The following is a 21,082-nucleotide window of genomic DNA, read 5'->3' as shown; positions in this document are numbered from 1 at the left end:
GGCCAAGCAGGTGCAGCCAAAAACCCAACAGCAAAAAGGAGAGCGCTATGCGCACTGTCATTTTGCGTCGTGGTCTGGTCGCTCTGTTTGCTGCGGCTGTGTCCTTCGGCGTTATCACTCAAGCTCAAGCAGCCGAGACCTTGCGTATCGGCTATCAGAAATACGGCACCCTGGTGCTGCTCAAGGCCAAAGGCACGCTGGAGAAACGCCTCGCCGCTCAAGGTGTCGACGTGCAATGGACTGAATTCCCTGGTGGCCCGCAACTGCTCGAAGGGCTGAACGTCGGCTCCATCGATTTCGGCGTGACCGGCGAAACGCCTCCGGTGTTCGCTCAGGCGGCCGGTGCCGATCTGCTTTACGTGGCTTATGAGCCGCCAGCGCCGACCAGCGAAGCGATCCTCGTCCCGAAAGACTCGCCGATCAAATCGGTGAAAGACCTCAAAGGCAAAAAGGTCGTCCTCAATAAAGGCTCCAACGTTCATTACCTATTGGTCCGCGCCCTCGAAGACGCCGGTCTGAAGTACACCGACATTCAGACTGTATTCCTGCCGCCGGCCGATGCCCGCGCCGCGTTCGAGCGTGGCAGTGTCGATGCCTGGGTGATCTGGGACCCGTACCAGGCCGCCGCCGAACAGCAACTGCAAGCACGCACCCTGCGTGACGGCAGCGGCATCGTCGATAACCATCAGTTCTATCTGGCAACCAGGCCCTACGCCGAAAAACAACCGCAAGTGATCAAGGCGCTGGTGGAAGAGGTACGCGCAGTCGGTGAGTGGTCCAAGGCCAATCCTGAAGACGTGACCCAACAGGTTTCGCCACTGCTCGGCCTGCCTGCGGACATCACCCTGACCTCGGTGAAACGCCAGGGCTACGGCGCGTTGTTCCTCACCCCCGAGGTGGTCGCGGCTCAGCAAAAAATTGCCGACAGCTTTTACCAGCTCAAGCTGATCCCGAAACCGCTGAGCATCAAAGACGTGATCTGGACGCCACCGGCGACCGTTGCCAAAGCAACGTAACTCGAATTCTTTGGGAGACAACTCCATGAGCCTCACTATTTTGCGCTCTATCTTCCCTAAAGCTGCGTCCCAGAGCTGAGGCGTGGCCATGAAGAACAACAATATTATTCACAGCCTCGCGCCGTGGGCCTTGCCGGTGTTGTTGCTGGCGGTATGGCAGTTGTCGGTATCGGCGGGTTGGTTGTCGACGCGAATTCTGCCGGCACCGAGCGCGGTGATCGAGGCCGGTGTGGGCCTGGCCCGTAGCGGCGAAATCTGGACCCATCTGGCCATCAGCGGCTGGCGCGCGGCGGTCGGTTTCCTGATCGGTGGCGGCATCGGTCTGACCCTGGGCTTTATCACCGGTCTGTCGAAATGGGGCGAGCGCCTGCTCGACAGTTCGGTGCAGATGCTTCGCAACGTGCCGCATCTGGCGCTGATTCCGCTGGTGATTCTGTGGTTCGGCATCGATGAGTCGGCGAAGATTTTTCTGGTGGCGTTGGGCACCTTGTTCCCGATCTATCTCAACACCTATCACGGCATTCGCAACGTCGATCCGGCGCTGGTGGAAATGGCCCGCAGTTATGGCTTGTCCGGTTTTGGCCTGTTCCGTCAGGTGATTGTGCCGGGAGCGCTGCCTTCGATTCTGGTGGGTGTGCGCTTCGCGCTGGGCTTTATGTGGCTGACGTTGATCGTCGCCGAGACTATCTCCGCCAACTCCGGAGTCGGCTATCTGGCGATGAATGCCCGGGAGTTTTTGCAGACTGACGTGGTGGTGTTGGCGATCCTGTTGTACGCGGTGCTCGGCAAATTGGCCGACCTCGCCGCCCGCGGGCTGGAGCGTGTCTGGTTGCGCTGGCATCCGGCCTATCAAGTGGTCAAGGGCGGTGCTGCATGACGGCTCAACAACCACCTCGTTTGCTGCGCGGAATTCCGTTGGCGGTGCGCAAGCTGCAAAAAACCTTCGGTCAGCGGCAAGTGCTGCGTGAGATCGATCTGCATATCCCGGCCGGTCAGTTCGTCGCAGTGGTTGGTCGCAGCGGTTGCGGGAAAAGTACCTTGCTGCGCTTGCTCGCCGGTCTCGACACTCCTACAGGCGGTGAATTGCTCGCAGGCTCGGCACCGTTGAGCGATGCGATCGAGGATACCCGTTTGATGTTCCAGGAAGCGCGTTTGCTGCCCTGGAAAAAAGTCATCGACAACGTTGGCCTCGGGCTCAAGGGCAACTGGCGGCCAAACGCACTGCAAGCGCTGGAAGCGGTCGGCCTGGCGGATCGCGCCAACGAGTGGCCGGCAGCGTTGTCTGGCGGGCAGAAGCAGCGTGTTGCACTGGCCCGCGCATTGATTCATCAACCTCGGCTGCTGTTGCTCGACGAGCCGCTGGGCGCATTGGATGCCCTGACCCGTATCGAGATGCAGCAACTGATCGAACGCCTGTGGCAGAAACACGGATTCACGGTGCTGCTGGTGACCCACGACGTCAGTGAAGCCGTGGCGATTGCCGATCGGGTGATTCTGATCGAGGAGGGCGAAATCGGCCTCGACCTGCAAGTGGAACTTACGCGCCCTCGGGTTCGCGGCTCCCATCGGCTGGCGGCGCTGGAAACCGAAGTCCTTAACCGCGTGTTGTCGCTCCCCGGTTCGCCACCTGAACCGGAACCCGTTTCACCGTTACCCACGCAATTGCGTTGGGCCCAGTAACCCGGTTTCAAAAAAACTCTTACCCAAACAGGAATACCGCTCATGACTATTAAAGCCATCAACGTCCGTAACCAGTTCAAAGGCACCATCAAGGAAATCGTAGAAGGCGATGTACTGTCGGAAATCGACGTGCAGACCGCCTCCGGCGTGGTCACCTCGGTGATTACCACGCGCTCGGTCAAAGAGTTGGAACTGGTGGTTGGCAGTGAAGTGATTGCCTTCGTGAAATCTACAGAGGTATCGATCGCCAAGTTGTAAGCCGTGCGCTACAGACCACCCCGAACGGCTTGAGCCCTTCGGGGTTTTTTGTTGCCTGTTCAGGCGGTGTTAGAGTTCGTTCTGGTTGGTTTGAGCGTCCTTGCAAGACGCCTTAATAGTAGGGTTAGAGGGGTATCAACATTGACCATCAGGATTTCAGATTACATTGACAATGCGAAACATTCGCTCATCGCCGAGTGGGCAGATCTGGCACCTTGGGAGCTTGTGGCGAGTGCTCCTGAACGTGTGAAACGCATGCTCACACAACTAACGCTGGACGAGTATGAGGTCGTCGACGATATCGCCACTCACCGAACGGCTGTGGTCGAGGCCGGGGCTGTGCTGAAAGGCCCTTTGATTATCGGTCCCGGATGCCTTATCGCCACAGGCGCCTACCTTCGTGGAGGATGTTGGTTGGGCGAGAACTGCATCATAGGGCCGGGATCGGAGCTCAAATCCTCGTTCGTTTTCAGCGGTACCAAACTGGCTCATTTCAACTTTGTGGGTGATTCGATACTGGGCGCTGGAGTCAATCTGGAAGCCGGCAGCATTATCTGTAACTACCGCAATGAGCGCGTAGACAAAGGGGTTAACGTACGAGTCGGTGCCGTTCTTCAGCCGACGGGTTGCGATAAGTTCGGGGCGCTGCTGGGCGATAACGTGCGGGTCGGAGCCAACGCAGTGTTAGCCCCCGGAGCACTACTGTTGCCGGAGACGGTGATTCGTCGTTTGTCTCTCTACGATTGTGAAGTGTCGTAGACGGGGGCGCAGCCTTCGGGCGGGTGGAGCGGGGCCTGAAGCAGAAAGTCAGGCTGTAATGGCGCGTTTGGGCAGATAGGGTGGCAGGTACAGTCCCAGATAAGCGTCGAACACCCGCATGCCTTCCTCGGCCATGCGCGCAGTGATCTGCCCGTGCTGTTGCACTGAACGGGCGTAGACGCGGTCACCCAGCTCCATGGCCAGGGCAAAGACGTCGACATCTTTGGGCAGTACCGGCAGTTCGAAATGGTGATCGAACAGTTTGTGCATCAGATCGCCCAGCTCGATGTCGTGCTGACGGTCAGCCTGGGTGACTTCGGTCAGGCCGTGCTGGGCGAGGATCAGTTGGCGGGCGGCAGCGTCTTCGCTGTAGATGCTCAACATGCGCTGTTCCACCAGTCGCGACAGGTCGCGCCAGCCGCTGAGCGATGCGTGTTCGATCGGCGCTTGCAGGCAAGCGCGAAAAGCGGCGTGGACATCGGCGGTCAGGGCTTCGAGCAGGGCAGGGACGCTGGCGAAGAAGTGATAAACCGACGACGGTGGGATCTGCACTCGTTCCGCCACGCTGTAGATCGACAGGCTGGCCACGCCCTCGGCGGCAAGCAGCGTACGGGCGGCGTCGAGTATCGAATCGATCCGGGCCTGGCTGCGTGCGCGGGGTTTGCGGATAGTGGCGGGGCGCGTCATTGAACTCTCCTACAAGGCAGCGAGCATTGTACGAGTCGGGTTCGATGTTGTCTGTATAGCGCCGTTGCACCCAGGAGCGTACTCGCTATGGGCTAGCCACCCATTTGCACGGTCCGGCCGTTCAAGGGTTGAACGGGTCGCGCATTCATTGGGTAAAGCTCCCGAAACGCATCCAGCTGGGTTCGGGACAACGCAACGGGAGTCGTCAGGACATGCCAGCGCACATTTTCGCTGCAAGGCGGAGTGGTCAAGGAGCCCATGTAGGCATAGTAATCACGTTTTTCGGGTAGCAAGTCTGCAATGCTCTGATTGTCCAGGGTCTTCGTTGCGCCCACTACGTCTGGCATTGCTGCAAGGATGGGCGCCAGGGCCGGGTTATGCGCACCCTCCTCGAAAAGAATGGCAACGACGGCGAGTTCGCCTGATTGATTGCGGTGAACCAGGTGCGCGACCATGGGAAAGGCACGGCCCTGTATTTTTTCTTCACTGGGACTGTGGAAGTGGAACTGTACTAATGAGTAGTTACCGGATGCCAGTGTGATCCCGCCCGCATTCGATGGCGTGACCTGAACGGTGTGTCCATTGTTCAAAACCGCTATCGGACTGGATCGATAATCAAAAACCAGCGGTGCCAGATCTGCTTTGGCAGCATCGCGAATATCAATGGGCGATTGCACTTTTCCGAGCTTGCAGAGTTTGTAATCGGGTCGCAGCTCTCCCCAATTATCCGGGCCTGAAGGGTTGGCGTAGCTCCATTGGGGGTGCTGCTGGGACTGAGCCCACGCGGCAGAGCATAAGCTGATCCCGACAAGAGAAAAGGCCGCGCCAAGGATATGGGTTTTCATGATTGATACTCTCGAGGGGGGGGCGTAAAGGCAGGCTGGCGGATGATTCCTTCCGGGTTTCATCCAGGCGGTAAATCCGGCGGCCTGCATTCTGGGTTTGATACGAGAGTTTTTATGTAGGTTTATGTCCTGTTCTCTTGCAGGAATAGACCTACGAGTTGTGTCCTACAATCCTGCCAATAATTGCAGTCCAAAAAAACGCCGCAGGCTTTTCGGCCGGCGGCGTTTTTTTTACTACGATCGCTTACACGGTATGCAGGTACCAGTTGTACTCGAGGTCGGAGATCGAGTGTTCGAACTCCTCCAGCTCGCTCTCTTTACAGGCGACGAAGATATCGATGTATTTCGGGTCGATATAACGGGCCATGACTTCGCTGTCGTCCAGCTCGCGCAACGCGTCGCGCAGGTTGTTCGGCAGGCTCTGCTCGTTTTGCTCGTAGCTGTTGCCTTCGACCGGAGTGCCAGGTTCGATCTTGTTGGTCAGACCGTGGTGCACACCCGCCAGAACCGAAGCCATCAACAGATACGGGTTAGCGTCGGCGCCGGCAACGCGGTGCTCCAGACGTACCGCATCGGCCGAACCTGTCGGTACGCGCAAGGCTACCGTACGGTTATCCAGGCCCCAGCACGGCGAGTTCGGCACGTAGAACTGTGCGCCGAAACGACGGTACGAGTTGACGTTCGGGCAGAGGAACGCCATTTGCGCCGGTAGGGTCTCGAGCACACCGCCGATCGCGTGACGCAGTGCGGCGTTCTGCTCGGGATCCTCACTGGCAAAGATGTTCTTGCCTTCTTTATCAAGGATCGAGATGTGTACGTGCAGACCATTACCTGCCTGGCCCGGGTAAGGCTTGGCCATGAAGGTGGTGTCCATCTCATGGTCGTAGGCGATGTTCTTGATCAGACGTTTGAGCAGTACCGCGTAATCGCACGCTTTGATCGCGTCGGCAACGTGGTGCAGGTTCACTTCGAACTGCGCCGGAGCACTTTCCTTGACGATGGCGTCGGCAGGGATGCCTTGCTCTTTGGCACCTTCCAGAATGTCCTGGAGGCAGTCGACGTATTCGTCCAGGTCGTCGATCAGGTAGACCTGGGTCGAGTGCGGACGTTTGCCGGAAATCGGCGAGCGTGGAGGTTGTGGCCGGCCATTCACGTTCTCCTGGTCGATCAGGTAGAACTCAAGTTCGAATGCGGCGCAGATGGTCAGACCCAGTTCATCGAACTTGGTCACGACTTGACGCAGGACTTCGCGTGGGTCGGCGAAGAAAGGTTCACCTTCAAGTTCGTGCATGGTCATTAACAGTTGCGCGGTAGGGCGCTTCTGCCAGGGTTCATTGCACAGGGTATCGGGGATTGGATAGCAGATTCGGTCAGCATCACCGATATCCAGACCCAGACCGGTGCTTTCCACCGTCGAGCCGTTGATATCCAGGGCAAATAAAGAGGCCGGCAGGTTGATGCCTTTCTCGTAAACCTTGTGGAGACTGGTGCGTTCAATGCGCTTGCCGCGCACCACACCATTCATATCCGCAATCAGAAGGTCAACGTACAGAACCTCAGGATGTTCCTTAAGGAACGCGTTCGCTTCGTTAAGCTGAACGGCACGCGGGGGTACCGACATGATGCAACACCTTTGTTGTTAAAAATATCAATCATTGATCTTTTCAGATTCCAGTCAACCCGAACGGCATGCCGAAGTCAAGCGAGGCCTTTTTTGCCCTCAAAAAGCGCTTGAGGAGCAGTTTTGGAGCAATTTAGGGCGTTTTTTTGTCTTCGGCGTCTGTGGCGACCGCAGGCTTGAGCGGGCCGTGTTGTATTTTTTACGGGGGTGTTGTGTAAAAAAATGAACAAGGCTAAGCTCGATTTAAACCCATAACAGCAATAATACCGGGGTGCTTCATGTCTCGCCTGCCGTTAATCGGCGTCACCGCCTGCTCCAGGCAGATCGGTTTGCATGCTTATCACATTAGTGGCGATAAGTACGTCCGTGCAGTCGCAGTCGCTGCCAAGGGCTTGCCGTTGATACTTCCATCCCTGGCGGAATTGCTCGATCCGACCGATATTCTTGACGGTCTGGACGGCATCCTCCTGACCGGCTCTCCTTCCAACGTTGAACCTATTCACTATAGCGGACCTGCCAGCGCACCGGGGACTGCTCATGATCCTGAACGCGATCGCACCACCCTCCCGTTGATTCGTGCCGCTGTTGCGGCGGGTGTTCCGGTGCTCGGGATTTGTCGCGGCTTCCAGGAGATGAACGTCGCGTTCGGCGGCAGTCTGCATCAGAAGGTTCATGAGGTTGGCACATTCATGGACCATCGTGAGGACGACAACGAGCCGCTTGAAATGCAATACGCGCCCAGCCATCCGATGCACATTGAACCGGGCGGTGTACTGGCGGGCCTGGGCCTGCCGAGCGAAATTACCGTCAACTCGATTCATGGTCAGGGCGTTGATCGTCTGGCGCCGGGCCTTCGCGTCGAGGCCAGGGCGCCGGATGGTTTGATCGAAGCGCTATCTGTTGAAAGGGGCGGGGTCAGGGGAGGCAAGGCTTTTGCTTTAGGTGTGCAATGGCACCCTGAATGGCAAGTGAGCTCCAATCCCCATTACCTTGCCATCTTCCAGGCATTTGGTGATGCCTGCCGGACGCGGGCAATTCAACGCGACGCGGATGCGTCAACTAACGCCTGACTTATAAAAGTCAGGAAACTCAGCCCAGAGGCATTTATGAGTAACAACCTCGACCAGCTCACCGATTGGTTGAAAGACCATAAGATCACAGAAGTCGAATGCATGATTGGCGACCTTACCGGGATTACTCGCGGCAAGATCTCGCCGACCAACAAGTTCATCGCCGAGAAAGGCATGCGCCTGCCCGAGAGTGTGCTGTTGCAAACAGTGACGGGCGACTATGTCGAAGACGACATCTATTACGAACTCCTCGATCCGGCAGACATCGACATGATCTGCCGTCCCGATCAGAACGCGGTATTTCTCGTGCCATGGGCCATCGAGCCTACGGCCCAAGTGATTCACGACACCTACGACAAGCAAGGCAACCCGATCGAGTTGTCGCCGCGCAACGTGCTCAAGAAGGTGCTCAAGCTCTACTCCGATAGAGGCTGGCAGCCGATCGTGGCGCCAGAAATGGAGTTCTACCTGACCAAGCGCTGTGAAGACCCGGACTTCCCGTTGCAGCCGCCAATTGGCCGCTCCGGTCGCCCGGAAACCGGTCGCCAGTCCTTCTCTATAGAAGCAGCCAACGAATTCGACCCGTTGTTCGAAGACGTCTACGACTGGTGCGAACTGCAGGAACTGGATCTCGACACATTGATCCACGAAGACGGCACGGCGCAGATGGAAATCAACTTCCGTCACGGCGATGCCCTGTCCCTGGCCGACCAGATTCTGGTGTTCAAGCGGACCATGCGTGAAGCGGCGCTCAAGCACGACGTTGCCGCGACCTTCATGGCCAAGCCGATGACCGGTGAGCCGGGCAGTGCCATGCACTTGCACCAGAGCATCATCGACATCGAGACAGGTAAAAACGTCTTCTCTAATGAAGATGGTTCGATGAGCGAGCTGTTCTTGCACCACATCGGCGGCTTGCAGAAGTTCATCCCCGAGTTGTTGCCGCTGTTCGCGCCGAACGTCAATTCGTTCCGCCGCTTCCTGCCAGACACCTCGGCACCGGTGAACGTGGAGTGGGGCGAAGAGAACCGAACCGTCGGCTTGCGCGTGCCGGATGCCGGTCCGCAGAACCGCCGGGTGGAAAACCGCCTGCCGGGGGCTGATGCCAACCCGTACCTGGCAATCGCAGCGAGCCTGCTGTGCGGTTTTATCGGCATGGTCGAGGCCATCAACCCAAGTGCGCCAGTGGTCGGGCGTGGTTATGAGCGACGCAATTTGCGTCTGCCATTGACCATCGAAGATGCGCTCGAGCGCATGGAGCACAGCACCACCATCGAGAAGTACCTGGGCAAGAAATTCATTACTGGCTACGTCGCGGTCAAGCGGGCCGAGCATGAAAACTTCAAGCGCGTGATCAGTTCGTGGGAGCGGGAATTCCTGCTCTTCGCCGTCTGATGCGCCGGGTGCGGTCGAGAAAGGCCGCACTCTAACCTGAACTTAGGAGACTCGTATGACCAGCAAGAACCCGCAAACCCGTGAATGGCAAATCCTGAGCAATGATCACCACCTGGCCCCCTTCAGCGACTTCAAACAGCTGAAAGAGAAGGGCCCGCGGATCATCACTAATGCCAAAGGGGTTTACCTCTGGGACAGCGAAGGCAACAAGATCCTCGACGGCATGGCCGGCCTCTGGTGCGTGGCCATCGGTTACGGCCGCGATGAACTGGCCGATGTCGCCAGCAAACAGATGCGCGAGCTTCCTTATTACAACCTGTTCTTCCAGACCGCTCACCCGCCGGTGCTGGAACTGGCCAAGGCCATCGCCGACATCGCGCCTGAAGGCATGAATCATGTGTTTTTCACCGGTTCCGGCTCCGAAGGCAACGACACCATGCTGCGTATGGTCCGCCACTACTGGGCGATCAAAGGTCAGCCGAACAAGAAAGTCATCATCAGCCGCATCAACGGCTACCACGGTTCGACCGTGGCTGGCGCGAGCCTGGGCGGCATGACGTATATGCACGAACAGGGCGACTTGCCGATCCCCGGGATTGTGCACATCCCGCAGCCGTACTGGTTTGGCGAAGGCGGCGACATGAGCCCCGAAGAGTTCGGTATCTGGGCGGCCGATCAGCTTGAGAAAAAGATTCTCGAGCTGGGCGTCGACAATGTCGGTGCTTTCATTGCCGAGCCGATCCAGGGCGCGGGAGGCGTGATTGTGCCGCCAGAAAGCTACTGGCCGCGCATCAAGGAAATCCTCGCCAAGTACGACATTCTGTTCGTCGCCGATGAAGTGATTTGTGGTTTCGGCCGTACCGGTGAGTGGTTCGGTACCGATTTCTACGACCTCAAGCCGGACATGATGACCATCGCCAAGGGCCTGACCTCCGGTTACATCCCTATGGGTGGCCTGATCGTGCGTGACGAAGTGGTCGAGGTGCTCAACGAAGGTGGCGATTTCAACCACGGTTTCACCTACTCCGGGCACCCGGTAGCGGCGGCGGTCGCACTGGAAAACATCCGCATCCTGCGCGACGAGAAAATTATCGAGCGCGTTCATGCCGAAACGGCACCTTATTTGCAAAAGCGTCTACGGGAACTGAACGATCACCCGCTGGTAGGGGAAGTTCGTGGTGTCGGTCTGTTGGGGGCCATTGAGTTGGTTCAGGACAAGGCCACCCGTGCGCGGTATGTCGGGAAGGGTGTTGGCATGATTTGCCGGCAATTCTGCTTCGACAACGGGCTGATCATGCGCGCCGTGGGCGACACCATGATCATTGCTCCGCCACTGGTGATCAGCCTTGCCGAAATCGACGAGCTGGTTGCCAAGGCACGCAAGTGTCTGGACCTGACCTTGAGTGCATTGCAAGGCTAAGTGCTAGGCTCTGAGCGGGGTGCCAAGTTTGGTACTCCGCTCGGTGTAAACAAAGGATGGGTCTTTCCTTGAAAGCCCGTGTTGGATCTTGCCAGACTACCCACTGTTCCAGTTGCCCGGGAATCGGCCACTGAACATGTGATCAAAAAGAATAATTGGAGCATTACGCATGAAGGCATCAGGTTTAAATAAAGCCGGCAAGACCCTCCTCGCCTTGTCTCTGATGGGTGTGATAGCTGGCGCAGCCCAGGCCGATAACAAGGTGCTGCACGTGTACAACTGGTCCGATTACATCGCACCGGACACCATCGCGAACTTCGAGAAAGAGTCCGGAATCAAGGTGGTGTATGACGTTTTTGACAGCAACGAAACCCTGGAAGCCAAGTTGCTGGCAGGCAAGTCCGGTTATGACATTGTCGTACCGTCTAACAACTTCCTGGCCAAGCAGATCAAGGCCGGCGTTTACCAGGAGTTGGACAAGTCCAAACTGTCCAACTACAAGAATCTCAACCCGTCGCTGCTCAAAGCGGTTTCCGTCAGCGACCCGGATAACAAACACGCGTTCCCTTACATGTGGGGTTCGATCGGTATCGGTTACAACCCCGAGAAGGTCAAAGCCGCGCTGGGCGTCGACAAGATCGACTCCTGGGATGTCGTGCTCAAGCCGGAGAACATCGCCAAACTCAAGGGCTGCGGCGTGAGCTTCCTCGATTCGCCGACCGAAATGCTGCCGGTTGCCCTGCATTACCTGGGGCTGCCGACCGACAGCCAGAAAAAGGAAGATGTGAAGAAAGCTGAAGATCTGTTCCTGAAGATCCGTCCTTCGATCACCTATTTCCACTCCTCCAAGTACATCTCCGACCTGGCCAACGGCAACATTTGCGTAGCCGTCGGTTATTCGGGTGACGTCCAACAGGCCAAATCCCGCGCCGCCGAAGCCGGTGACAAGGTGAAAATCAGCTACGCCATTCCGAAAGAAGGTGCCGGCAGCTTCTACGACATGGTCGCTATCCCTAAAGATGCGGAGAACGTCGAGGGTGCCTACAAGTTCATGAACTACCTGTTGCAGCCGAAAGTGATGGCTGAAATCACCAACAGCGTACGTTTCCCTAACGGTAATGCTGAAGCAACTCAGTACGTGAACAAAGAAATCACCTCGGATCCGGGCATCTACCCGCCAGCCGACGTGCAGGCCAAGCTTTATGCGATCGCCGATTTGCCAGCCGCTACCCAGCGCGAGCTGACCCGCAGCTGGACCAAGATCAAATCCGGTAAATAAGCCGGTTTGAGGCAACAGGCTGTTGCCGTCGTCAACGCAAAGACGGCAACAGCAATAATCAAATGACAGAAAGTTTTGCTGGAAAGGTTTATCGAGGGTAAGTTGCGCGCCGGTTTTGTTGCCAGGCAGCCATGGCTGTCACGTAACGCTGGGCAACTTGGGCCCAACTATTTTAGAGGACCTCCACTTGCCTATTTCTTTGTTTCGCAAGGCCATGCTGATCGGCGCCGGCCTGACGCTCGCCGTCAGTGTTCAAGCTGCGCCTACCGTGCATGTTTATAACTGGTCGGACTATATCGGGCAGACCACCCTGGCAGATTTCGATAAAGCCACTGGCATCAAGCCGGTGTACGACGTGTTCGATTCCAATGAAACTCTGGAAGGCAAGTTGCTGGCCGGGCACACCGGTTATGACGTGGTCGTGCCGTCCAACCACTTCCTGGGCAAGCAGATCAAGGCCGGGGCATTCCAGAAGCTCGACAAGTCGCAGTTGCCGAATTACGCCAACCTCGATCCGTTGCTGCTCAAGCGTCTGGAGAAAAACGATCCGGGTAACCAGTACGCCGTGCCTTACCTGTGGGGCACCAACGGTATTGGTTACAACGTAGAGAAAGTCAAAGCGGCACTGGGCGTCGACAAGATCGACTCGTGGGCCATGCTGTTCGAGCCGGAGAACATCAAGAAGCTGTCTAGCTGCGGTGTCGCCTTCCTCGACTCGGCGGATGAAATGCTCCCCGCCATGCTGAATTACATGGGCCTGTCGCCTAACAGCCAGAACCCTGAAGACTACAAAAAGGCTGAAGCCAAACTGTTGGCGGTGCGGCCTTACGTGACGTATTTCAACTCATCCAAGTACATCTCCGATCTGGCCAACGGCGAGATCTGTGTCGCGGCCGGTTTCTCCGGCGATGTATTCCAGTCCAGGGCGCGTGCCGCTGAAGCTGGCAAAGGTATCGACATTGCCTACGTGATCCCCAAAGAAGGCGGCAACCTGTGGTTCGACATGTTGGCGATTCCTCGGGATGCGGGCAACGTCAAAGAGGCTCATGCCTTCATCAACTATTTGCTCAAGCCTGAAGTGATCGCTCAGGTCAGTGATGCCGTTGGTTATGCCAACCCGAACCCTGAAGCGGGTGAGCTGATGAATCAGGCAGTACGTACAGACGAGGCGGTTTATCCGTCGCAAGCCATCGTCGACAAGCTTTATGTCAACGCTGAGTTGCCACCCGAGATTCAACGTTTGATGACCCGCAGCTGGACCAGGGTCAAGTCGGGTAAGTAGTGACAAAGGCTCAGACTATCCAAGGTTTGCCTGTATTGGGTGAACTGCAAATTTTGTTGGGAGTTTCGTAAATGGCTGTTGCCTCCGGCGCCTATAAGAAAGCCCTCGAGGGCGACCAATTACCTAAACAGGTGTTGGTCAAAATCGACCGGGTCACGAAGAAGTTCGACGAGACGATTGCGGTGGACGATGTGTCCCTGGAAATCAAGAAAGGCGAAATTTTCGCTTTGCTCGGCGGCTCGGGATCGGGCAAATCCACCCTGCTGCGGATGCTTGCAGGTTTCGAGCGGCCAACGGAGGGGCGCATTTTTCTCGATGGTGTGGATATCACCGACATGCCGCCGTACGAGCGGCCGATCAACATGATGTTTCAGTCCTATGCCTTGTTCCCGCACATGACAGTGGCGCAGAACATCGCCTTCGGTCTCAAGCAGGACAAGATTCCGACGGCTGAAGTCGACGCCCGCGTGGCCGAAATGCTCAAGCTGGTACAGATGAGCCAGTATGCCAAGCGCAAGCCGCATCAGCTGTCCGGTGGCCAGCGTCAGCGAGTGGCGTTGGCGCGCTCTCTGGCCAAGCGGCCGAAGCTGTTGCTGCTCGATGAACCGATGGGTGCGCTGGACAAGAAGCTGCGCTCGCAAATGCAACTGGAACTGGTCGAGATCATCGAGCGGGTCGGCGTGACCTGCATAATGGTGACCCACGACCAGGAAGAAGCCATGACCATGGCTGAACGCATTGCGATCATGCACCTGGGCTGGATCGCCCAGATCGGCAGCCCGATCGACATCTACGAAACCCCGACCAGCCGTCTGGTCTGCGAATTCATCGGTAACGTCAATATTTTCGAAGGTGAGGTGGTGGACGACGCCGAGGGCCATGCACTCATTACCTGCAAGGACCTGGATCGCAATATTTACGTGGGTCACGGCGTCAGCACCTCGGTTCAGGACAAGTCCATCACTTACGCGATTCGCCCGGAGAAACTGCTGGTCACCTCCGAGATGCCGACCTGCGAATACAACTGGTCGAGCGGCAAAGTGCATGACATCGCCTACCTGGGTGGTCACTCGGTGTTCTATGTCGAATTGCCAAACGGAAAACTGGTCCAGTCGTTCGTGGCCAACGCCGAACGCCGTGGCGCACGGCCGACCTGGGGTGACCAGGTCTACGTCTGGTGGGAAGACGACAGTGGCGTGGTACTGCGCTCATGAACATGAAAAGACTCAAGCGCCAGCTACAACGAATAACCCCCGGTGGCCGTCAATTGGTCATCGGGATACCGTTCCTCTGGCTGTTCATGTTCTTCATGTTGCCGTTCTTCATCGTCATGAAGATCAGCTTCGCAGAGGCCGACGTGGCCATTCCGCCGTACACCGAGATCTACAGCTACGTCGAACACAAGGTGCAACTGCTGCTCAACCTCGGTAACTACGCGCTGCTGGGCGACGACGAGTTATACATCGCCGCGTACCTCGGCTCGCTGAAGATGGCATTTTTCAGCACCATCCTCTGCCTGCTGATCGGTTATCCGATGGCCTATGCCATCGCCAGCGCCCGCAAGGAAATGCAGACCGTGCTGATCCTGCTGATCATGATGCCGACCTGGACGGCGATTCTGATCCGCGTTTACGCGTGGATGGGCATCCTCAGCAACAACGGCCTGCTCAATGGTTTCCTGATGTCGATGGGCTGGATCAACGAACCGCTGCAGATCCTCAACACTAACCTGGCGGTCTATATCGGCGTGGTTTATTCCTACCTGCCGTTCATGATCCTGCCGCTCTACGCCAACCTGGTGAAGCACGACAACAGTCTGCTGGAGGCCGCGTCGGACCTGGGCTCGAGCACCTTCAACAGTTTCTGGAAAATCACCGTGCCGCTGTCGAAAAACGGCATCATCGCCGGCTGCATGCTGGTGTTCATCCCGGTGGTGGGTGAATTCGTGATCCCGGAACTGCTCGGTGGGCCGGAAACCCTGATGATCGGTAAAGTGCTCTGGCAGGAGTTCTTCAACAACCGTGACTGGCCGGTGGCGTCCGCCCTGGCCGTGGTGATGCTGGCGATCCTGATTGTGCCGATCATCCTCTTCAACCGTAGTCAGGCTAAAGAAATGGAGGGCAAAGAATGAAGCGCTTCGGTTTTTCAAGCCTGATGCTGATATTGGGGCTGGTGTTCATCTACGCCCCGATGCTGATTCTGGTGATCTACTCGTTCAACGCCTCCAAGCTGGTGACCGTGTGGGGCGGATGGTCGGTGAAGTGGTATGTCGGCCTGCTGGACAACACCCAGCTGATGGGCTCGGTGGTGCGCTCGCTGGAAATCGCCTGCTACACGGCCATTGCGGCGGTGGTGCTGGGTACCCTGGCGGCCTTCGTGCTGACCCGCGTGACCCGCTTCAAGGGACGCACGCTGTTCGGTGGCCTGGTGACCGCGCCCCTGGTGATGCCCGAAGTGATCACCGGTCTGTCGCTGTTGCTGCTGTTCGTGGCCATGGCGCAGATGATCGGCTGGCCGCAAGAGCGTGGCCTTGTCACCATCTGGATCGCCCACACGACGTTCTGTGCGGCCTATGTGGCGGTGGTGGTCTCGGCACGCTTGCGTGAGCTGGACCTGTCCATCGAAGAAGCGGCCATGGACCTTGGTGCGCGGCCGTGGAAGGTGTTCTTCCTGATCACCATCCCGATGATCGCGCCATCGCTGGGGGCAGGCGGCATGATGTCCTTCGCCCTGTCGCTGGACGACCTGGTGCTGGCCAGCTTCGTGTCGGGTCCGGGTTCGACGACCTTGCCGATGGAAGTCTTCTCGGCAGTGCGTCTGGGCGTGAAACCCGAGATCAACGCCGTGGCCAGCCTGATCCTGCTGGTGGTGTCGCTGGTGACCTTCCTGGTCTGGTTCTTCAGCCGCCGCGCTGAAGAAATCCGCAAACGTGCCATTCAGCTAGCGATCGATGAAAGCGCTGCCGATTCGTGGAAACAACCGGACATACGCCGCGCCCAGACGCCGGAAGCGGCTTAAGCCTCAAAAGCTTCGCGGGCAGCCCCGCTCTTAGAGGATTTTCGGTTGACCACAGATATGTGGTCAGCCCGGATCCACTGTAGGAGCGAGCTTGCTCGCGATGCACCGGGGTCGTATTCGACCAACTCGGTTCGACTGTAAATCGAGGTGATGCTATCGCGAGCAAGCTCGCTCCTACAGTGGGTCACGCTACCCAGGGCGATTTGCGGATGACTTCGACGAAGTTCATCGGTTTGAACCCCGGGTCCTGATCCACTAACACATCAGTCTTCACATTCCCGAAGGTAGTCTGTGGGCGATGACGCAAGCCATCGGCAAATGCGCAGATGATGCACTCTTTGAACCCTTCACCTCGTGGATGTGCATGCACCACGGCCTCACGTTGCTCGGTGGAAAACGCTGTGTAATCCATCCCCAGCACATCCATTTCCACCCCGGCGGTCACCAGCGCCACGGTCGGACGCAGATGTTTGGGCACACCCGGAGTCGTATGCAGGGCTATGGACAGCCAGACTTGCTCGATATCGTCATCGCTCAGCCCGTAAGGCTTGAGAAAGGCTTTGGCCGCATTCGCACCATCCACTTCGAAGCGTTCGTCATCGCTGCGATGGCCTTCCACCAGGCCCAGATCATGGAACATCGCGCCAACGTACAACAGCTCCGGGTCGTAGGCCAGTTGCTGGCGCTCACCGCTCAAGGCGCCAAACAGAAACACTCGGCGCGAGTGGTGATACAGCAAATCGGATTCCAGATCGCGGATGTATTGCGTCGTCGCCTTGGCAAGGGCGCTGTCGGGGATTTTGATACCGGCGATAGTGCTGCTGAGGGGGGTGGTGCTCATGGAAGTTGCCTTGTGAGGAACGCCTGGCGGCGCTGATGAATCCAGTCTGTTCCCGCGTCCTGGGACGAACAATCGACATGAAGCTGCGATCCCGGCCAATCAGCGCGCATATCGTGCCAACTCGCTTCTTGGCCGGTGTTTCGCTAGGGTTGGTCGGCTGCCCCCACGATTCCTGAAAGCCATAGAAGGTGATTCATCCCATGAGCAGAAACGTTGCCATCGTGGTTTTTTCCGGGGTTCAGTCCCTGGATGTCACGGGGCCCATGGATGTGTTTTCCGAAGCCAACCGCTTTCTTGCGCCCGAAGACCACTACCGGTTGGAGGTGATTGGCGTGGAGCGCGGCGTGATGCCCTGTTCAAATGGTTTGGCGCTGCAGGCTCATCGACATTTCAGCGAAGCGCTGCAGGCCTATGACTTGCTGCTGGTCGCTGGCGGTCCACAGTTGCCGTATCAGGATTTCGGTGCGCGGTTTCATACTTGGCTGCGCGAAGCGAGTGTTCGTGCGAATCGCTTCGGCTCGATCTGTAATGGCGCGTTCATGCTTGCCCGCGCAGGATTGCTCGACGGGAGAACCGTCACCACCCACTGGAACGATGCCGTTGCGCTAGCGACGCTGTGCCCATTGACTCAAGTCGAGGCCGATCGGCTCTACGTGCAGGACGGTCAGCTCTACACATCGGCGGGAGTGACGGCAGGGATCGATTTGTCGTTGTACCTGCTGGCCAAGGACTACGGCCCGGAACTCGCGTTGAGCGTGGCTAAGCGATTGGTGGTGTTCACTCAGCGCTCAGGCGGGCAATCGCAGTTCAGCCCGTTCCTGACGCCCCATGCCGAGGCGAGCTCGCCGGTGGCGATGGTCCAGCACTACGTGTTGGCCAATCTGACTGGGGGCTTGACCATTGCCGACCTGGCCAAAGCTGCCAACATGAGCGCGCGCAATTTCTCCCGGGTGTTTGCCAGGGACGCAAAAATCACCCCGGCAGAATTCGTCGAGCGGGCGAGGGTGGACGCGGCGCGAGTGATGCTGGAAAGCGGAAGCGCGCCGCTCAAAACCGTTGCTTACCAATGCGGGTTTCGCGATGCGCAGCACATGCGCAGTGTTTTCAACCGCAGGCTTGGAGTGACGCCGCAGCAGTTTCGAGTGAATTTTTCGGCGATGGTTTGAGATTGTCGAGCGTTCTCGATTGTGGCGAGGGAACTTGCTCCTGTTCGATTCGATTCGATTCGATTCGATTCGATTCGGTCTGCGTGGCCGGCGTATCACCGTGGGTGCTGCTGACGCAGGCACGGATGGAGCTGGCCTTTAATCTGCTGAGCCAGTCACGTTTGGGCCTGAGTGATATCGCCGCCCAGTCGGGTTACCAATCCCGGGCGGCATTCAGCAAGAAGTTCAAAGAGACCTATGGCGAAGCGCCTGGGCGGTTGCGTAAGGAGATTTAGATCTCGACCGAATACCTGGATTTCCCCAACTAGTGAGCCACCCGAGCCGGCAACAGCTTCAAGGTACTGCGGGTATTGGCCGTCACCTCCTCGTCGTTGAAATACGCCTGCTGGTATATCCCTTCGATATACGCCTCGGCCTGGTCGTCATAGTGCTTGTCGAACAGTACGCCGCTTTGCCCCACCGGGTTGATGGTCAGGCTGTGTGCCGGGTCGGCGAAGTCGATGATGCGTCGGGTCGAGGGTCCGTAGGTCACCGGCCACGGCGCAGGGCCGATCCTGGCCGAGAGGTTGTTCGGCACTTCGTGAGTACCGGGGGCTTCGAACGGGCCGACGTTGAAGATTCGATCCAGCGGCTTTTGCATGCCTAGCGGATGTCCGTGAGTCAGGGTGTGGGCCGTGCCCCACTGCCATTGCGCCGGGTCTTCGCCGAGGGTGGATTTGAGATGGGCAATGCTGGCCTGCCATGCAGCTTTGACGATGTCGGCGCGGGTTTCCTTGCCGATGGTGTTGCGGTTGTCCCACCACGGCGAATCGGGCGACGCCGCCAGACGCGGCAACGCGGCATCGATTACCCGGGTGGAGAGCAATGTGTCAAAGAACCCATCGCCGAGTTCATCGTGGAACACGGCGTCGGTCAGGTTGAATAGAAACTGGTTGAACAGCGTGGCGCTGGTGGAGTTCAGCGGGTAGTCGCCTTTCCACTGCGCCAGTTGCGCCAGCAGTTTGAGTTCCGTGGAGTCTTTCACCACCTCACGCAGCACTGGCAACAGCGGAGCCAACAGGCGAGGGCCATAGCCGGTGGTAGTGCCCAGTTGCAGCTTCTGGCTGTTATCCAGGTCCCATTTGACGTTCGCATCGCTCAGCTGCTTGTTCAGCTGCTGGCCGCGATCCGCCAGGTTGTAATAGCCGGGGATTTCCATTCCGGTTGGCGAGAGTGGCTGGAAGTTGGCCGAAACGATGTAACCGCGCGCCGGATTCTCCTCCTGAGGGTTGGCGCTGAATGGATAGAAACCATCCTTGTCTGCCTGATTGGTGCTGCCGTCGAGGATAAAAAGCGGTTTGACCCCGGCCGGGCGTTTGGGCAGTTGCGCTGCGGCCCACCAACCGATATCGCCCTTGGCATTGGCCCACACCAGATTCAAGCCAGGAGCGTGCACCTTGGCTGCGGCGTTGCGCGCCTTGGCCAGGGTGTCCGCGCGGTTGAGCTGGTAGAAACCTTCGAGAATCGGGTTTTGGGTTTCGAGGAACCCCCACCACATGGCAATCGGCGCCTTGCCGACGCCAGCACCGAGCACATCATTGATGATCGGCCCGTGGGGCGACTGGCGCAGAACCAGCGCGACCGGCGCCTGGCCCTTCACTGCAATCTGCTGCTGCGTGCTGACCAGATCCACCCATTTGTCGCGGTACCAGACCTGATTAGGGTTATCCGGGTTGACCTTTTCGGCGATCAGATCGAGATCGTCGTTCTGGAACATGGTCAGGCTCCAGCCGAAGTCGAGGTTGTGGCCGAGGAAGGCGAAGGGAACCAGTGCCTGGTGATGACCGTACAGCTCAAAACCCGGCATCGACAATTGTGCTTCGTACCACACCGAAGGCACGGAGAAGCGAATGTGCGGATCGCCGGCCAGCAGCGGTTTGCCGCTCTTGGTCCGGTTGCCGGAAACCACCCAGGCGTTGCTCCCTTCGAACTGCGGCAGGCCGTTGTCGGCCAGCGCCTCTTCGCTCAGTCGGGCGATCGCGTTAAGGTCTTTCCAGTCAATGGCGGCGAGGGCCGGCGAGGTACGCGCCGGGCCTTTGGCCAACACGCCTTTAGGCTGCCAGTCGAGATCGAAGATTTTCAGGTAATTGCTACCCAGTTCATCGCGTATATAGGTCAGCAGGGGCTCGGTGCGAAAGGCTGCAGCAAAGCTATAGGCCATGTAACCGGCGACACTGATGGTGTCTTCAGCGGTGAACGCGCGCTTGTGGATGCCCAGTACGTCGAACTCCATCGGTTGGGCGTGGGTGTTCTGATATTGGTTGATCCCATCCAGATAGGCTTGCAGGGCTTTCCAGGTCGGTGATTGGCGGTCAAGGCTGGCGGCGTAAGTCTCGGAGCGTTCGCGAATGCGCAGGCTGCGGAACAGTTTGTCGGTATCGATCAGCTTGGGACCGAGCACTTCGGCGAGCTCGCCTCGAGCCAGGCGGCGCATGATTTCCATCTGGAACAACCGGTCTTGAGCGTGCACATAACCGAGGGCGCGATAGAGGTCGGCTTCGTTCCCGGCGCGAATATGCGGTACACCGCGTTCGTCATAACGCACCGTGACCGAGTCTTGCAGACCCTCCAGCTCCACCATTCCCTGGCGCGATGGTTGTTTGCTGTACACGTACCAGCCCCCACCGACGGCGAGTGCGACGATCAGGATGGCAAGTAAGGACAGACTGCGTTTCATTGAAACTCCTGGTTCTTTTTCGGGTTGCC

Annotated in this window: 19 protein-coding genes and 1 pseudogene; 15 read left to right on the top strand and 5 right to left on the bottom strand. The window is 58.0% G+C overall.

Annotated elements, in window-relative coordinates; translation table 11 throughout:
• Nucleotides 1-47 precede the first annotated feature (47 nt).
• From AC07UI_RS01490 to AC07UI_RS01470, 5 genes are all read left to right on the top strand, one after another.
• On the top strand, nt 48-1,016 hold the full coding sequence (locus tag AC07UI_RS01490) for a sulfonate ABC transporter substrate-binding protein (RefSeq protein ID WP_494990793.1): 969 nt from the start codon (nt 48-50) through the stop codon (nt 1,014-1,016).
• Nucleotides 1,017-1,104: 88 nt separating this feature from the next.
• Nucleotides 1,105-1,893 carry an aliphatic sulfonate ABC transporter permease SsuC gene (gene ssuC / locus AC07UI_RS01485; RefSeq protein WP_494990792.1) on the top strand — a complete coding sequence of 263 codons (789 nt, stop codon included), beginning with the start codon at nt 1,105-1,107 and terminating at the stop codon, nt 1,891-1,893.
• Nucleotides 1,890-2,696, top strand: coding sequence for an aliphatic sulfonates ABC transporter ATP-binding protein (gene ssuB, locus AC07UI_RS01480; RefSeq protein ID WP_494990791.1), 807 nt, complete (start codon nt 1,890-1,892; stop codon nt 2,694-2,696). Before ssuC ends, ssuB begins: the two co-directional genes overlap by 4 nt.
• Nucleotides 2,697-2,738: 42 nt before the next feature.
• On the top strand, nt 2,739-2,954 hold the full coding sequence (locus AC07UI_RS01475; RefSeq protein ID WP_419113863.1) for a TOBE domain-containing protein: 216 nt from the start codon (nt 2,739-2,741) through the stop codon (nt 2,952-2,954).
• A 141-nt stretch (nt 2,955-3,095) separates the two neighbouring features.
• Nucleotides 3,096-3,713 carry an LbetaH domain-containing protein gene (locus tag AC07UI_RS01470; RefSeq protein ID WP_494990790.1) on the top strand — a complete coding sequence of 206 codons (618 nt, stop codon included), beginning with the start codon at nt 3,096-3,098 and terminating at the stop codon, nt 3,711-3,713.
• A 48-nt stretch (nt 3,714-3,761) separates the two neighbouring features.
• On the opposite strand, the gene AC07UI_RS01465 is transcribed toward AC07UI_RS01470, so the two are convergent.
• The 3 genes from AC07UI_RS01465 to AC07UI_RS01455 form a co-directional block, all read right to left on the bottom strand.
• The gene (locus AC07UI_RS01465) at nt 3,762-4,400 is read right to left on the bottom strand and encodes a TetR/AcrR family transcriptional regulator (protein WP_494990789.1); all 639 of its coding nucleotides are present in this window, start codon (nt 4,398-4,400) and stop codon (nt 3,762-3,764) included.
• Nucleotides 4,401-4,492: 92 nt separating this feature from the next.
• A complete protein-coding gene (locus tag AC07UI_RS01460) occupies nt 4,493-5,245 on the bottom strand; it encodes a carbonic anhydrase (RefSeq protein WP_494990788.1) in 753 nt (250 codons plus the stop codon).
• A 244-nt stretch (nt 5,246-5,489) separates the two neighbouring features.
• Nucleotides 5,490-6,866 (bottom strand): glutamine synthetase family protein, encoded by a 1,377-nt coding sequence (locus AC07UI_RS01455; protein WP_494990787.1) that lies wholly within the window; start codon nt 6,864-6,866, stop codon nt 5,490-5,492.
• Between the two features lie 278 nt (nt 6,867-7,144).
• Between AC07UI_RS01455 and AC07UI_RS01450 the strand changes: the two genes are divergently transcribed.
• From AC07UI_RS01450 to AC07UI_RS01415, 8 genes are all read left to right on the top strand, one after another.
• Nucleotides 7,145-7,936: a gamma-glutamyl-gamma-aminobutyrate hydrolase family protein gene (locus AC07UI_RS01450; protein WP_494990786.1), complete on the top strand. Its 792-nt coding sequence runs from the start codon at nt 7,145-7,147 to the stop codon at nt 7,934-7,936.
• A gap of 36 nt (nt 7,937-7,972) precedes the next feature.
• Nucleotides 7,973-9,331: a glutamine synthetase family protein gene (locus tag AC07UI_RS01445; protein WP_494990785.1), complete on the top strand. Its 1,359-nt coding sequence runs from the start codon at nt 7,973-7,975 to the stop codon at nt 9,329-9,331.
• A 55-nt stretch (nt 9,332-9,386) separates the two neighbouring features.
• Complete coding sequence (locus AC07UI_RS01440) at nt 9,387-10,751, top strand: aspartate aminotransferase family protein (protein ID WP_494990784.1); 1,365 nt, start codon at nt 9,387-9,389, stop codon at nt 10,749-10,751.
• Nucleotides 10,752-10,920: 169 nt separating this feature from the next.
• Complete coding sequence (locus tag AC07UI_RS01435) at nt 10,921-12,030, top strand: polyamine ABC transporter substrate-binding protein (protein WP_494990783.1); 1,110 nt, start codon at nt 10,921-10,923, stop codon at nt 12,028-12,030.
• 187 nt (nt 12,031-12,217) lie between these two features.
• Nucleotides 12,218-13,312, top strand: a complete 1,095-nt coding sequence (locus AC07UI_RS01430; RefSeq protein WP_494990782.1) for a polyamine ABC transporter substrate-binding protein — start codon at nt 12,218-12,220, stop codon at nt 13,310-13,312.
• A gap of 71 nt (nt 13,313-13,383) precedes the next feature.
• Nucleotides 13,384-14,526 carry an ABC transporter ATP-binding protein gene (locus AC07UI_RS01425; protein ID WP_494990781.1) on the top strand — a complete coding sequence of 381 codons (1,143 nt, stop codon included), beginning with the start codon at nt 13,384-13,386 and terminating at the stop codon, nt 14,524-14,526.
• Nucleotides 14,523-15,443, top strand: coding sequence for an ABC transporter permease subunit (locus tag AC07UI_RS01420; protein WP_494990780.1), 921 nt, complete (start codon nt 14,523-14,525; stop codon nt 15,441-15,443). Before AC07UI_RS01425 ends, AC07UI_RS01420 begins: the two co-directional genes overlap by 4 nt.
• Nucleotides 15,440-16,330, top strand: a complete 891-nt coding sequence (locus AC07UI_RS01415; protein WP_494990779.1) for an ABC transporter permease subunit — start codon at nt 15,440-15,442, stop codon at nt 16,328-16,330. Before AC07UI_RS01420 ends, AC07UI_RS01415 begins: the two co-directional genes overlap by 4 nt.
• Nucleotides 16,331-16,514: 184 nt before the next feature.
• Here AC07UI_RS01415 and AC07UI_RS01410 read toward each other — a convergent pair whose 3' ends face one another.
• Complete coding sequence (locus AC07UI_RS01410; protein WP_494990778.1) at nt 16,515-17,171, bottom strand: HD domain-containing protein; 657 nt, start codon at nt 17,169-17,171, stop codon at nt 16,515-16,517.
• 200 nt (nt 17,172-17,371) lie between these two features.
• Between AC07UI_RS01410 and AC07UI_RS01405 the strand changes: the two genes are divergently transcribed.
• Complete coding sequence (locus tag AC07UI_RS01405; RefSeq protein ID WP_494990777.1) at nt 17,372-18,337, top strand: GlxA family transcriptional regulator; 966 nt, start codon at nt 17,372-17,374, stop codon at nt 18,335-18,337.
• A gap of 77 nt (nt 18,338-18,414) precedes the next feature.
• Nucleotides 18,415-18,612 (top strand): annotated as a pseudogene (locus tag AC07UI_RS01400) (helix-turn-helix domain-containing protein); the annotation flags it as partial.
• 29 nt (nt 18,613-18,641) lie between these two features.
• Here AC07UI_RS01400 and AC07UI_RS01395 read toward each other — a convergent pair.
• Nucleotides 18,642-21,053, bottom strand: coding sequence for a penicillin acylase family protein (locus tag AC07UI_RS01395; RefSeq protein WP_494990776.1), 2,412 nt, complete (start codon nt 21,051-21,053; stop codon nt 18,642-18,644).
• Between the last annotated feature and the right edge of the window lie 29 nt (nt 21,054-21,082).

The organism is Pseudomonas sp. GW821-FHT04C07, assembly GCF_059420325.1.
Note: the sequence above shows the minus strand (reverse complement) of the source record. Positions and strands in the feature narration are given on the sequence as shown.